This window comes from Streptomyces sp. JJ38 (assembly GCF_019303475.1).
Lineage (GTDB): Bacteria > Actinomycetota > Actinomycetes > Streptomycetales > Streptomycetaceae > Streptomyces.
In genome coordinates this window covers 63,248-76,277 of sequence record NZ_JABLSI010000007.1, presented here as the reverse complement: position 1 = coordinate 76,277, position 13,030 = coordinate 63,248, and the positions used below count along the sequence as shown (strand labels likewise).

At 73.7% G+C, this 13,030-nt stretch carries 10 protein-coding genes; 6 read left to right on the top strand and 4 right to left on the bottom strand.

The genetic code is table 11. The features are described from left to right. Window position 1 precedes the first annotated feature (1 nt). The gene (locus tag HPT28_RS05490) at window positions 2-190 is read left to right on the top strand and encodes a hypothetical protein (RefSeq protein WP_219089777.1); all 189 of its coding nucleotides are present in this window, start codon (window positions 2-4) and stop codon (window positions 188-190) included. Between the two features lie 180 nt (window positions 191-370). On the opposite strand, the gene panB is transcribed toward HPT28_RS05490, so the two are convergent. Then, window positions 371-1,234, bottom strand: a complete 864-nt coding sequence (panB, locus tag HPT28_RS05485; protein ID WP_219089776.1) for a 3-methyl-2-oxobutanoate hydroxymethyltransferase — start codon at window positions 1,232-1,234, stop codon at window positions 371-373. Between the two features lie 338 nt (window positions 1,235-1,572). Here panB and HPT28_RS05480 point away from each other — a divergent pair, with 338 nt between their 5' ends. Further along, window positions 1,573-2,628, top strand: coding sequence for an endonuclease/exonuclease/phosphatase family protein (locus tag HPT28_RS05480; protein WP_219089775.1), 1,056 nt, complete (start codon window positions 1,573-1,575; stop codon window positions 2,626-2,628). A gap of 69 nt (window positions 2,629-2,697) precedes the next feature. On the opposite strand, the gene HPT28_RS05475 is transcribed toward HPT28_RS05480, so the two are convergent. Then, entirely contained in the window at window positions 2,698-4,491 is a 1,794-nt protein-coding gene (locus HPT28_RS05475) for an NAD+ synthase (RefSeq protein WP_219089774.1), read from the bottom strand. A gap of 315 nt (window positions 4,492-4,806) precedes the next feature. On the opposite strand from HPT28_RS05475, the gene HPT28_RS05470 reads away from it, so the two are divergent. Together HPT28_RS05470 and HPT28_RS05465 are read left to right on the top strand one after the other, a co-directional pair. Further along, on the top strand, window positions 4,807-5,457 hold the full coding sequence (locus tag HPT28_RS05470) for a PRC-barrel domain-containing protein (protein WP_219089773.1): 651 nt from the start codon (window positions 4,807-4,809) through the stop codon (window positions 5,455-5,457). Next, the gene (locus HPT28_RS05465) at window positions 5,457-5,891 is read left to right on the top strand and encodes a hypothetical protein (RefSeq protein WP_219089772.1); all 435 of its coding nucleotides are present in this window, start codon (window positions 5,457-5,459) and stop codon (window positions 5,889-5,891) included. The genes HPT28_RS05470 and HPT28_RS05465 overlap by 1 nt, the downstream gene beginning before the upstream one ends. On the opposite strand, the gene HPT28_RS05460 is transcribed toward HPT28_RS05465, so the two are convergent. Then, window positions 5,864-7,306: an FAD-binding oxidoreductase gene (locus tag HPT28_RS05460; protein ID WP_219089771.1), complete on the bottom strand. Its 1,443-nt coding sequence runs from the start codon at window positions 7,304-7,306 to the stop codon at window positions 5,864-5,866. The two genes, HPT28_RS05465 and HPT28_RS05460, sit on opposite strands and share 28 nt — an antisense overlap. Window positions 7,307-7,588: 282 nt before the next feature. Between HPT28_RS05460 and glnA the strand changes: the two genes are divergently transcribed. Continuing rightward, window positions 7,589-8,950 carry a type I glutamate--ammonia ligase gene (glnA, locus tag HPT28_RS05455; protein ID WP_219089770.1) on the top strand — a complete coding sequence of 454 codons (1,362 nt, stop codon included), beginning with the start codon at window positions 7,589-7,591 and terminating at the stop codon, window positions 8,948-8,950. Beyond that, window positions 8,947-11,991 carry a bifunctional [glutamine synthetase] adenylyltransferase/[glutamine synthetase]-adenylyl-L-tyrosine phosphorylase gene (locus HPT28_RS05450; RefSeq protein WP_219089769.1) on the top strand — a complete coding sequence of 1,015 codons (3,045 nt, stop codon included), beginning with the start codon at window positions 8,947-8,949 and terminating at the stop codon, window positions 11,989-11,991. The genes glnA and HPT28_RS05450 overlap by 4 nt, the downstream gene beginning before the upstream one ends. Here the strand turns inward: HPT28_RS05450 and HPT28_RS05445 are convergent. Beyond that, on the bottom strand, window positions 11,952-12,977 hold the full coding sequence (locus HPT28_RS05445) for a phosphatase PAP2 family protein (protein ID WP_219089768.1): 1,026 nt from the start codon (window positions 12,975-12,977) through the stop codon (window positions 11,952-11,954). The two genes, HPT28_RS05450 and HPT28_RS05445, sit on opposite strands and share 40 nt — an antisense overlap. Between the last annotated feature and the right edge of the window lie 53 nt (window positions 12,978-13,030).

The following is a 13,030-nucleotide window of genomic DNA, read 5'->3' as shown; positions in this document are numbered from 1 at the left end:
CATGCCCCGCATCGCCCTGTTCGCCGTGCTCGTCTTCGTGCTCACCACGGCCGCCGCGGTGCTGTCGTTCGTCCACGGCAGCTTCCTCGGCGTCGTGTGGCTGCTGATGGCGGGCGCGTCCTCGAACATGGCCTACTTCTACTGGCGCAAGGCCCGCATGGAGCGCGAGGCCGCTGCGCAGGCCCACTGAGCCCCGCCCCCGCCCAGGCCCGCTGATCCCCGGCGCGGCCCACTGAGCCCAGGCCCACCGGGCCCCGCGCGAGCCCGCCGACAGGCCGCGGCCCGTCGGCGGGCGGCCTGGGGGAGGGGCCGCCGCCGACGGGCCGGGCGGTGTGCCGGAAGGGTCCGACAGGTCCTGCGGACGCGCGCGTCAGTGGAAGGTGTGCTCCTCCTGCGGGAACGCGCCGCCCGCCACGTCCTCGGCGAAGGCCTTCGCGGCGCCGCCGAGGGTCTCGCGCAGCTGTGCGTACTGCTTGACGAACCGCGGCACCCGGCCGCCCGTCATGCCCGCCATGTCCGTCCACACCAGGACCTGGGCGTCGCACTCGGGGCCCGCGCCGATGCCGACCGTCGGGATCTGCAGGGAGCGGGTGACCTCGGCCGCCAGCTCGGCGGGCACCATCTCCAGGACGAGGGCGAAGGCGCCGGCGTCCTGGGCGGCCTTGGCGTCCCGCAGGAGCCGGTGGGCGTCCTCGTCCCCGCGCCCCTGGACGCGGTAGCCCATGGTGTTCACGGACTGCGGGGTCAGGCCCAGGTGTGACATGACGGGGATGCCGGCCGAGACCAGCAGCTCCGTCTGCGGCAGCGAGCGCTCGCCGCCCTCCAGCTTCACCGCCCCGACGCCGGCCTCCTTGACCAGCCGGGTCGCGCTGCGCAGCGCCTGCGTGGGGCCCTCCTGGTAGGAGCCGAAGGGCAGGTCGCCGACGACGAGGGCGCGCCGTGTGCCGCGCACGACGGCGGCGGACAGCAGGGCCATCTGGTCCAGCGTGACGGGGACCGTGGTGTCGTAGCCGAGGTGGCAGTTCCCGGCCGAGTCCCCGACCAGCAGGACGGGGATGCCCGCCTCGTCGAAGACGGAGGCCGTGACCGCGTCGTAGGCGGTGAGCATGGGCCACTTCTCGCCGCGCTCCTTGGCGGTCGCGAGGTCCCGAACGGTGAGGCGGCGGTTCTGGCTGCCGCCGTACAGCGCTTTGACGGCCTGACCGTTGTCGGCAGCCGTGTGGGCATGCGTCATGGCATGGGCTCCTGAAGGTGTCGTCTCGAAGCGCCCTGACGGCGTCTCCGGATCGCTGTCCATAGTGGCACCTGTCACCGGCACGGGGAAGGGGAGCGGGGCGAGCGTCACAGCGGCCCGGTGCCCGGGAGGCGGGACGCGTGAGGCGGAGCGACGGAATCCGGCTGGTTCCCGACCTGCGGAACTGCTCGTGTGTACGTGGTCGTCCTTCTGGCAGTACGGTCACCGAAGGTCGGCCGTACGGCGGTTCCCACCGGGGAGCGATGATCGCCTAGGGTGCGAGCTCCGACGACGGCGGGAACGGAAGAGATCTGGACCACCGGCAGTGAGGACGACGCATGGCACGGGCGGACACGGCGCACACGGACGCCGCGGCGGACGAGGGTGAGCCGGCCGCCGAGCGTCCCGGCGCCGCGGAACGCCGTTCCCGCGGAGGCTGGCGCGACTGGCGGGACTGGCGCGGCCCGGGAATCTGGCGCCGCGGCCTGGTCCTGGCCGTCCTGGCCGTGCTGCTCGGGGTCGTGCTCGCCCTGCACGCACGGGTTCCGAACGCCGTCGGCAACCTCGGTTCGCTCGTGGAGACCTTCCTGCCCTGGTTCGGTCTCGGCGTGCCCGTCCTGTTCGGCTGCGCCCTTCTGCGGCGCTCGATGACGGCGCTGGCGGCGCTCCTGCTGCCCGCCGTCGTGTGGACCGGGCTGTTCGGGGGGCTGCTGACCGCCAAGTCCAGCACGAGCGGCGACGCCGACCTGACCGTCCTGACCCACAACGTGGACGCGGGCAACGCGGACCCGCAGGGCACCGCCGAGGCCCTGGTGGCGAGCGAGGTGGACGTCCTCGCGCTGGAGGAGCTGCCCGCCAGATCCACCGACGTCTACGAGCGGGCGCTCGCCGAGGCGTATCCGTACCACGTCGTGAAGGGCACGATCGGGGTGTGGAGCCGCTATCCGCTCTCGGACACCGCTCCGGTGGACATCAAGATCGGCTGGACGCGGGCCCTGCGGACGACGGTGGACACCCCCGACGGGAAGGTCGCGGTGTTCGCGGCCCATCTGCCCTCGGTGCGGGTGAAGCTGAGGGCCGGGTTCACCGCGGGGCAGCGGGACGACGCGGCCGAGCAGCTGGGCCGGGCGATCGCCCGGGAACCGCTGGAGCACGTGGTGCTGCTCGGGGACCTCAACGGCACGATGAACGACCGGGCGCTGGCCCCGGTGACGGCGCAGATGCGCTCGACCCAGGGCGCCGCCGGGGACGGCTTCGGCTTCTCCTGGCCCGCGTCGTTCCCGATGGCCCGGATCGACCAGATCATGGTGCGCGGCCTGGAGCCCGTGGCCTCCTGGTCGCTGCCCTCGACCGGAAGCGACCATCTGCCCGTCGCCGCCTCGGTGCGTCTGTGACGCCTCCGGCGCCCACCGTGAGGCCGGTGGGCGCCGGAGGCCGGGCCGGCCGGGCCCGGCAGCCCCGCGTCACGTCACCCGGGGACCGCCGGACGACGGCCGGGCGCCGGCCGCGGACTCGCGCCAGGCGTTGGTGATGGGAAGCCGCCGGTCCTTGCCGAAGCCCTTCGGGGAGATCTTCGTGCCCGGGGGGTACTGGCGGCGCTTGTACTCGGCGGTGTCCGTCATCCGCAGCACCCGGGTCACCAGCTTTGGGTCGTGACCGCGCGCGACGATCTCCGCGGCGCCCTGGTCGCCGTCGACGTACAGCTCCAGGACGGCGTCCAGCACCTCGTAGTCCGGCAGGGAGTCGGCGTCCACCTGCCCGGGGCGCAGCTCCGCGCTGGGCGGCTTGGCGATGGAGTTCTCCGGGATGGGCGGGGTCTCGCCGCGTTCCTCCGCCGCCTGGTTGCGCCACCGCGCCAGCCGGAAGACGGTCGACTTGTAGACGTCCTTGATGGGCCCGTAGGCGCCCACGGAGTCGCCGTACAGCGTGGAGTAGCCGCAGGCCAGCTCGGACTTGTTGCCGGGAGCCAGGACGATGTGGCCCTCCTGGTTGGACAGGCCCATGAGCAGCGTTCCGCGCAGCCGGGCCTGGAGGTTCTCCTCCGCCAGCCCGGTCAGCTCGGCGGATGCCTTGTACGCGTCGAACATCGGCCCGATCGGCACCGTGCGGAAGTTCAGCCCGGTGCGCCGGGCCAGCTCGGCGGCGTCGTCCCGGGAGTGCTGCGAGGAGTACCGCGAGGGCATCGAGACGCCGTACACGTGCTCGGCCCCGACCGCGTCGCAGGCGATGGCGGCCGTCAGCGCCGAGTCGATGCCGCCGGACAGCCCGATGAGGACCGAGCGGAAGCCGTTCTTGGCGACGTAGGCCCGCAGCCCCACGACGAGGGCCGTGTAGACCTCCTCCTCGTCCCCGAGCCGCTCGGCGATCTCCCCGGTGACCTCCGGCGCGTAGGCGGGCAGCGGCTCGGCGCTCAGCGTGCGGTGCTCGATGCGCAGCCCGTCGTCCACCGTGCCCGAGGGCGCCTCGGCGGCCGCGGCCGGCAGGTCCAGGTCGAGCAGGACGCAGCCCTCCGCGAACTGCGGGGCCCGTGCCAGCACCTCCCCGCCCGCGTCGACGACGATCGAGTCGCCGTCGAAGACCAGCTCGTCCTGGCCGCCGATCATGGCCAGGTACGCCGTCGTGCAGCCCGCCTCCTGGGCGCGCTTGCGCACCAGGTCGAGCCGGGTGTCGTCCTTGTCCCGCTCGTAGGGGGAGGCGTTGACGGCCAGCAGCAGCCCGGCGCCCGCGCTGCGGGCCGCCGGCACCCGGCCCCCGTCCTGCCAGAGGTCCTCGCAGATGGCGAGGGCCACGTCCACGCCGTGCACCCGTACGACGGGCAGGGTGTCGCCCGGCACGAAGTACCGGAACTCGTCGAAGACCCCGTAGTTGGGCAGGTGGTGCTTGGCGAAGCTGAGCACCGGCTCACCCCGGTACAGCACCGCCGCGGCGTTCTGCGGGGCGCCGGCGGGCTGGCCGTAGCGGGTGCTGTGGTGCTCGGCGCGGTCCAGGTAACCGACGACGACGGGCACCTCGCCCAGCCCCTCGTCGGCCAGCCGGGCGGCGAGCGCGGTCAGCGCGTTCCGGCTGGCCTCGACGAACGACGGGCGCAGGGCCAGGTCCTCGACGGGGTAGCCGGTCAGCATCATCTCGGGGAAGGCGACGAGGTGCGCGCCCTGATCCGCCGCGTGGCGGGTCCAGTGCACGACCGCCTCGGCGTTGCGGGCGAGGTCCCCGACGGTGGAGTCGATCTGGTTCAGGGCGATGCGAATCTGAGGCACACGCCAAGAGTAACCGTCACTTTGACGCGATTCCTCCTGTCGGAGGCATCGGGCCACCGACCGGGCCGGACCGTTGGACAGCCACCGGCGTCGGAGGGAGGCTGAGACCAGGACATTCCACTCCCCGGAGGTGCGCGGTGGACTTGTGGCTCTGGATCGTCCTTGTCGCGGCCGTCCTCGTGGTCCTCTGCCTGGCCGCCCTGTGGGTCCAGGCCCGGCGGCGGCGCGGAGGCGGGGCCGTCGTCGTCGGGGAACGGCCGTCCCGGAGGCGGTCCCCGAAGCGGTCTTCCCGGAAGGGCGGCGGATGACGTGCTGATGCTCGCGACCGAGCTGGCCAAGCGCCCGGTGGTCACCCTGGCGGGGGAGGACGTCGGCCAGGTCAAGGATGTCGTCTTCGAGGCCGGCGGCCGGGTGGCCGGGTTCACCCTCAGCGGGCGCGGACTGCTCGCCGGGCCCATGAAGCAGGCACTGCCCATGGACGGCGTCACCGGGCTCGGCCCGGATGCGGTGATGATCCGCGACGAGCACGTCTTCGAGAGCCGCAAGCAGCTCGCCGAGCGCTCCGGCGCGGGGGTGGGCGGCGACGTGCTCGGGGCGCGGGTCCTGTCCGACAGCGGCGTCGAGCTGGGCCGGGTCACCGACGTCGTGCTCCAGACGACCCGCACCACCGCCGTCGTCGTCGGCTACCAGATCGCCGCCACCGAGGCGCTCGGCCACCCCGAGCGCACCGTCTACCTGCCGCTCGCCGAGACGGTCGCCGTCTCCGGCGAGGCCCTCGTCGTCCCCGCGAAGGCCGCCGAGTACGTCGCCGACGACCTGCCGGGCTTCGAGGACCTCGTGCGCGGCTTCCGCGAGCGCATGGGCGGCGATTCGGCGCAGGGGGACGCAGGGGACCAGGGCCAGGACCAGGACCAGGACCGGGGCCAAGGCGACGACTCCCCGGCCGACCGACCGACGGGGGCCTGATGCTGTTCTCCGAGATCTCCGGCCGAACCGTCATGAGCGCCGCCGAGGCCACCACCCTCGGCGTCGTGGACGGCCTCGTGCTCGCCCCTGACCGTGCCCGCGTCGCCGCCCTGCGCCTGCGTAAGACGGGCGGCTCGGCGAACCTGCTGCCCTGGTCCGGTATCCGGGCCGTCGGGGAGGACGCCGTCATGGCCACCGACCGAGACGCCCTCCGCCGCCCGGACGGCGAGCTGAAGCCGCTCGCCGAGGCCAGCGAGGACCTCGTCGGGAAGCGGCTTCTCACCGAGGCCGGGACGGATGTGGGCCAGCTCGTCGACATCGACTTCGCGGCCGACTCGGGCGCCGTCCTGACCCTCCGCACCGCCGACGACCAGTACCCCGGCACCGCGCTCGTCAGCATCGGCTCCTACGCCGCGGTCCTCCGCGTCCCCTGATGCCCCGGGCCGGAACCGGGAGCTCCGTCGGCGGCGGCGGGCTGGATGTTGTGGTTGAGCCGGAAGACGTTCTCCGGGTCCCAGTGCGCCTTCACCGCGGCCAGCCTGCGGTAGTTGCGCTCGCCCAGCCCGGCGACGATCCGGTCCCGGCCCTCGTCCCCGACGAAGTTCAGATAGACGGCGCCGCTCGCCCACGGCCTGACGTCCTCGCGCACGGCGTGCGCCCAGCGCCGGGACCGCTCGTCGTCGGCCGGATCCTCCCACAGGCAGAAGGGGTGGACGGCCCACCGGGCGTGCCGCCACGGCAGCGGGTAGTCGGCGGTGCTGCGCCCGGCCGCCCCGCCCTGCGGGAACAGCGCGTGCTGCGTGGGAGAGGGCACGAGCATGTCGTCGGCCCGGGCGCAGAAGCGCCGCACGGCGTCGTCGGGCAGCGAGTCCAGGTGCTCGACCGACCAGTAGTTCCGGTAGCCGGGCGGGTCGTCGATCATGGACTCGAGTTCCGCGTTGGGCATCTCCTCGATCATCGAGCCCGCGGGCTCCAGCTCCAGCAGCGGGGCCGCCGCCCGCCGGGCCGCCTCCTCGCGGCCCGTGTAGACGACCAGCACCCCGCAGGCGAGCCGGTCCACGAGCTCCTCCGGGACGAAGGGCTCGGGCGGGGCGGTCAGGTAGATGACGCCGCCGGACACGTCGTCGCCCGCCTCCGCCATGAGGTCGCGGAAGGCGCGCACCACCTGCGGTCCCCGGTCGGGCGGCCACAGCCCGAGGATGACCGTCAGCACCGGCAGCGGGTACAGCTGCAGCGTGAACGACGTGGCCACCCCGAAGTTGCCGCCGCCGCCGTGCAGCGCCCAGAACAGCTCGGGATGCTCGCTCTCACTCGCCGTCACCCGCGTCCCGTCCGCCGTCACGAGGTCGACGGACAGCAGGTTGTCGCAGGCCAGCCCGAACTTCCGGTCCAGCCAGCCGGTGCCGCCGCCCAGCAGGAAGCCGCCCACGCCCGTCGTCGACACCCGTCCACCCGTCGTCACCAGGCCGTACGGCTCGGCCGCCCGGTCGAGGTGACTCATCGTCGCCCCGCCCCCCACCCGCGCCGTGCGGGCCCCCGGGTCGATCTCGACTTCGTGCATCCGCCGCAGGTCGAGCACGAGTCCGCCGTCCACCATCGCCTTGCCGGCGACGCCGTGCCCGCCGCCGCGCACCGCGATCGGCAGCCCCAGCTCGCGGCCGAAGCGCAGCGCGGTCACCACGTCGGACGGCTGGGCGCACTGCACGATCACCGCGGGCCGGCGGTCGTACATGCTGTTGAACAGCGTCCGGGCCGCGTCGTAACCCTCGGCGCCCGGAAGCAGCACATCCCCCGTGACACGGGCGCGCAGGCGGTCCAGCGCCGTACTCGTCACCCCATTGACTGCCATGGCGTCACCACTCCTGACAAGAGAGCCCCGCCCAGCCCGCTCTTCCAGCCTAGGACCCGTGGCGCGTGGGGCCAGTCGGACGCGACGGCGCCGCCCCCACCCGGAGCGCCCGCCGGACGGGGCAGATCGACCAAGATCGGGGGTGTGGCGCACAATGAGACGTGGGCCCTCAAGGCCCCTGGCGGTAACGCGGCCGAAACCGCGCAATGGCATGCTCGACGGCGCCGAATCCGGCCCTCGAATCCGCCAGTGGGGCGGCCTGACCAGCGAGGATGGGTGGATATGGACAAGCAGCAGGAGTTCGTTCTCCGTACGTTGGAAGAGCGCGACATCCGGTTCGTGCGCCTCTGGTTCACCGATGTGCTGGGCTTTCTGAAGTCCGTGGCCGTCGCGCCCGCCGAGCTGGAACAGGCGTTTGACGAGGGCATCGGCTTCGACGGCTCGGCCATCGAGGGGTTCGCCCGGGTCTACGAGTCGGACATGATCGCCAAGCCCGCCCCCAGCACCTTCCAGATCCTGCCCTGGCGGGCCGAAGCCCCCGGCACCGCCCGGATGTTCTGCGACATCCTGATGCCCGACGGCTCGCCCTCCTACGCCGATCCGCGGTACGTCCTCAAGCGCATCCTGTCGCGCACCTCCGACCTCGGCTTCACCTTCTACACCCACCCCGAGATCGAGTTCTTCCTGCTCAAGAACAAGCCGGTGGACGGCAGCCGGCCCACCCCCGCCGACTCCTCCGGGTACTTCGACCACACCCCGCAGAACGTCGGCATGGACTTCCGGCGCCAGGCCATCACCATGCTGGAGTCCATGGGCATCTCGGTGGAGTTCTCCCACCACGAGGGCGCCCCCGGCCAGCAGGAGATCGACCTGCGCTACGCCGACGCCCTGACCACCGCGGACAACATCATGACGTTCCGTCTGGTCATGAAGCAGGTCGCGCTCGAACAGGGCGTGCAGGCGACGTTCATGCCCAAGCCGTTCTCCGAGTACCCCGGCTCCGGCATGCACACGCACCTCTCCCTCTTCGAGGGCGACCGCAACGCCTTCCACGAGTCGGGCGCCGAGTACCAGCTCTCCAAGGTCGGCCGCTCCTTCATCGCCGGACTGCTGCGGCACGCCGGGGAGATCTCCGCCGTCACCAACCAGTGGGTCAACTCCTACAAGCGCATCTGGGGCGGCACCCAGCGCACCGCGGGCGCGGGCGGCGAGGCACCGTCCTACATCTGCTGGGGCCACAACAACCGCTCCGCGCTCATCCGGGTGCCGATGTACAAGCCGGGCAAGACGGGCTCCACCCGCATCGAGGTCCGCTCGCTCGACTCCGGAGCCAACCCCTACCTCGCCTACGCCGTCCTGCTGGCCGCCGGGCTCAGGGGCATCGAGGAGGGCTACGAGCTCCCGGCCGGCGCCGAGGACGACGTGTGGGCGCTCTCCGACGCCGAGCGCCGCGCCATGGGCATCAAGCCCCTCCCGCAGAACCTGGGCGAGGCCATCGACCTGATGGAGCGCAGCGAACTCGTCGCCGAGACCCTCGGGGAGCACGTCTTCGACTTCTTCCTGCGCAACAAGCGCCAGGAGTGGGAGGAGTACCGCTCCGAGGTCACCGCGTTCGAGCTGCGCAAGTCCCTGCCCGTCCTGTGAGGGACGACGGGCGGGGCGCGGGCGGCGGGCGGCGCCGGAGCGCCTTCGGGCGGCTGCTGAAGTACGGGTTCACCGACCCCGTGGAGGCGGCGGAGCTGCTCTCCGCGCCCGAACTGGCCGCGTGGCGCGACGACCCGGTGCTGCTCGACGCCCTCGGCGGCACGGCCGAACCGGACCAGGCGCTCCGCGGCCTGCTGCGGCTGCTGGAGGCCCAGGAGGAGGACGGCGCCCAGCGGCTCCTGGACACGCTGCTGGCCGCCAAGCCGCTGCGGGACCGGCTGCTCGGCGTCCTGGGCGCCTCGGAGGCGCTGGGCGACCACCTGGCCACCCACCCCGGGGACTGGCAGTCCCTGGTCACCTACGAGACGGCCGACCTCAACCCCGGCGTCGAGGAGTTCGAGGCCGCCCTCGACGGGGCCGACACCCCCGACGCCCTGCGCGTCGCCTACCGCCGGGCCCTGCTGACGATCGCGGCCCGCGACGTGTGCGGGACCAGCGACATCGCCGCGACGGCCGCCGAGCTGGCCGACCTGGCCACCGCCACCCTGCGCGCGGCGCTCGCCATCGCGCAGGCGGCGGCCCCCGAGGACGCCGCCGCCTGCCGGCTGGCCGTGATCGGCATGGGCAAGTGCGGCGGCCGGGAGCTGAACTACGTCTCCGACGTGGACGTCATCTTCGTCGCCGAGCCCCCGCACGGCGCTCCCGAGGGCGCGGACGAGGCCCCGGCCATGCAGGCCGCGACGCGGCTCGCGGCGCACCTGACGCGGATCTGCTCGGACACCACCGCCGAGGGCACGATCTGGCCCGTCGACGCCAACCTGCGCCCCGAGGGCCGCAACGGCCCGCTCGTGCGCACCCTCGCCAGCCATCTCGCCTACTACCAGCGCTGGGCCAAGACCTGGGAGTTCCAGGCGCTGCTGAAGGCCCGGCCCGTCGCCGGGGACGCGGAGCTGGGCGAGGCCTACCGTGCCGCCGTCTCCCCGCTGGTGTGGGAGGCCGCCGAGCGGGAGAACTTCGTCACCGACGTCCAGCAGATGCGGCGCCGCGTCGTCGCGGGCATCCCGGCCGCACACGTCGAGCGCGAGCTGAAGCTCGGCCCCGGCGGGCTGCGGGACGTGGAGTTCGCCGTCCAGCTCCTCCAGCTCGTGCACGGGCGCAGCGACACCACCCTGCGCAGCCCGACGACGCTGGACGCGCTGGAGGCGCTGGCCGCGGGCGGCTACGTGGGCCGCCGGGACGCCGCCGACCTGGAGGCCGCCTACCGCTTCCTGCGCACCGTCGAGCACCACATCCAGCTCCAGCGGATGCGCCGCACCCACCTCATGCCCGAGGACGAGCGCGACCTGCGCCGCCTCGGCCGCGTGCTGGGCTTCCGGTCGGAGCCCGTCGTCGAGCTGAACCAGGCGTGGAAGCGGCACGCCGCGGCGGTGCGGCGGCTGCACGAGAAGCTGTTCTACCGCCCGCTGCTGGACGCCGTCGCCCAGCTCGCGCCGGGGGAGATCCGGCTGAGCGCCGTGGCCGCCCGGGAGCGGCTGGAGGCCCTCGGCTACGCCGATCCCGCCGGGGCGCTGCGGCACCTGGAGGCGCTGGCCTCGGGGGTGAGCCGCAAGTCGGCGATCCAGCGCACGCTCCTGCCGGTGCTGCTCGGCTGGTTCGCCGACTCGGCCGACCCGGACGCGGGGCTCCTCGGCTTCCGGCAGGTCTCCGACGCCCTGGGCAAGACGCCGTGGTACCTGAGGCTCCTGCGGGACGAGGGGGCCGCCGCGGAGAACCTGGCCCGCGTCCTGTCGGCGGGCCGGCTGGCCCCCGACCTGCTGCTGCGCGCGCCCGAGGCCGTCGCCCTGCTCGGCAGCGTCGACCAGCTGGCGCCGCGCAGCCGGGCGGCCCTGACGCAGGAGGTGCTGGCGGCGGTCGGCCGGGCCGACACCGCCGAGCAGGCCGTCGCCGCCGCCCGGGGCGTGCGGCGCCGCGAGCTGTTCCGCACCGCCGCCGCCGACATCATCGGCGCCTACGGCACCGAGGGCTCCCCGGCGCACACCGATCCGGCGCCGGGCGTGGACCGGGTGGGCCGCGCCGTCTCGGACCTCAACGCCGCCACGCTCGCCGGCGCCCTGCGGGCCGCGACCCGGGCCCGCTGGGGCCCGACGTTGCCCACCCGGTTCGCCGTGATCGGCATGGGCCGCTTCGGCGGGTTCGAGCAGGGGTACGGCTCGGACGCGGACGTCATGTTCGTCCACGAGCCGCGGGAGGGCGTGAGCGAGCGCGAGGCCTCCGAGGCGGCGTTCGCCGTCGCCAACGAGATGCGGCGGCTGCTCCAGCTCCCCACGACCGACCCGCCGCTGATCGTGGACGCCGATCTGCGCCCCGAGGGCAAGTCCGGCCCGCTGGTGCGCAGCCTGGCCTCCTACGAGGCGTACTACCGGCGCTGGTCACGGGTGTGGGAGAGCCAGGCGCTGCTGCGGGCCGAGCCCGTCGCCGGGGACGAGGAGCTGGGCCGCCGCTTCCTCGCGCTGATCGACCCGCTGCGCTACCCGGCCGGCGGGCTGTCCGCCGAGGCCGTGCGGGAGATCCGGCGGCTCAAGGCCCGCATGGAGTCCGAACGGCTCCCGCGCGGCGCCGATCCGACGACGCACGCCAAGCTCGGCCGCGGCGGCCTGTCCGACGTCGAGTGGACGGTGCAGCTCATCCAGCTCCGGCACGCCCACGCGGTGCCGGGGCTGCGCACGACCCGCACCCGGGAGGCCCTGGCCGCGGCCCTGGAGGCGGGGCTGATCTCCGCCGACGACGCCGTCCACCTGGACGAGGCGTGGCTGCTGGCCACCCGGGTGCGCAACGCGGTGATGCTCGTGCGCGGACGCCCGGGCGACACCTTCCCCTCGGAGCCGCGCGAGCTCGCCGCCGTCGGCCGTTACCTCGGGTACGAGCCGGGGCACGTGGGCGAGCTCCTGGAGGACTACCGGCGCACGACGCGCCGCGCCAGGGCCGTCGTGGACCGGCTGTTCTACGAGGACGGCGAGGACGGCGCCGAGGCCGAGGCCTGAGCGCCCGGCCGCGCCTGCCCGGCCTGGGCCCGGACGGGCACCGGCGCCTGGGCGGGAGCCGGTGCCGGGACGGGCAGCGGGGCGGCTCCGGGCCGCCGGGCTCCGGCAGGGGCGGAGGCGTCCGGGGCGGAGGCGTCCGGGGCCGCCGGTGAGGGCGCGCCCGCGAGCCGCGGCATCCGGTGCGGGAGCCGTCCGTACCAGAGGTAGGCCACCGCGAAGCCGAAGGCGAGGCACAGGAGCCCGCCCACCGCGTCCAGCCAGAAGTGGTTGGCGGTGGCGACGATCACCACGAGCGTCGCCACCGGGTACAGCGCGCCGAGCGCCCGTATCCACAGACTCCGGGCCAGCAGCACGATCAGCACACCGCACCAGGCGGACCAGCCGATGTGCATCGACGGCATCGCCGCGTACTGGTTGGAGACGTCGGCCATGTCACCCGAGGCCATCGAGCCCCAGGTGCCGTGGACGATGACGGTGTCGATGAAGTTCTCGCCGGTCATCAGGCGCGGCGGGGCCAGGGGGTACAGGTAGTAGCCGAGCAGCGCGACGGCCGTCGTCGCGAACAGCACGCTCCGCGCGGCGGCGTACCGGCCGGGATGGCGACGGTAGAGCCACACGAGCACGCCGATCGTCACGACGAAGTGCAGCGTCGCGTAGTAGTAGTTCATCGAGACGATCAGCCAGGTGACGCCGTTGATCGCGTGGTTCCAGCTCTCCTCGAACGCCAGCCCCATGCTGCGTTCGACGTCCCAGATCCAGTGGGCGTGCTCCATGGCGACCGTCTCGTGCTCGGGCACCGCGTTGCGGATCATGGAGTACACGACGTAGCTGACGGCGATCAGCCCCAGCTCGAACCAGATGACCGGCCGCCGTGGAGTGCGCCGCCCCCGGGCCCAGCGGGACCCTTCCGGCGAGCCGCCTGCCTGGAGCGCTGTCGCCGTCGCCACCCCGTCGTCACCCTCGTGTCGCGTTGTCGGTACCCCCATGACAGGTCAGTCTGCCAGACGGGTCATGGGCCCGGATCCTACGCCGGTCGGGT

Excerpts from the sequence above, each read along its gene's own strand:
- HPT28_RS05480 (WP_219089775.1), top strand. The coding sequence starts at position 1,573 with ATGGCACGGGCGGACACGGCGCACACGGACGCCGCGGCGGACGAGGGT.
- HPT28_RS05470 (WP_219089773.1), top strand. The coding sequence starts at position 4,807 with ATGCTCGCGACCGAGCTGGCCAAGCGCCCGGTGGTCACCCTGGCGGGG.
- HPT28_RS05465 (WP_219089772.1), top strand. The coding sequence starts at position 5,457 with ATGCTGTTCTCCGAGATCTCCGGCCGAACCGTCATGAGCGCCGCCGAG.
- glnA (WP_219089770.1), top strand. The coding sequence starts at position 7,589 with ATGGACAAGCAGCAGGAGTTCGTTCTCCGTACGTTGGAAGAGCGCGAC.
- HPT28_RS05460 (WP_219089771.1), bottom strand. The coding sequence starts at position 7,306 with ATGGCAGTCAATGGGGTGACGAGTACGGCGCTGGACCGCCTGCGCGCC.
- HPT28_RS05445 (WP_219089768.1), bottom strand. The coding sequence starts at position 12,977 with ATGGGGGTACCGACAACGCGACACGAGGGTGACGACGGGGTGGCGACG.
- panB (WP_219089776.1), bottom strand. The coding sequence starts at position 1,234 with ATGACGCATGCCCACACGGCTGCCGACAACGGTCAGGCCGTCAAAGCG.
- HPT28_RS05490 (WP_219089777.1), top strand. The coding sequence starts at position 2 with ATGCCCCGCATCGCCCTGTTCGCCGTGCTCGTCTTCGTGCTCACCACG.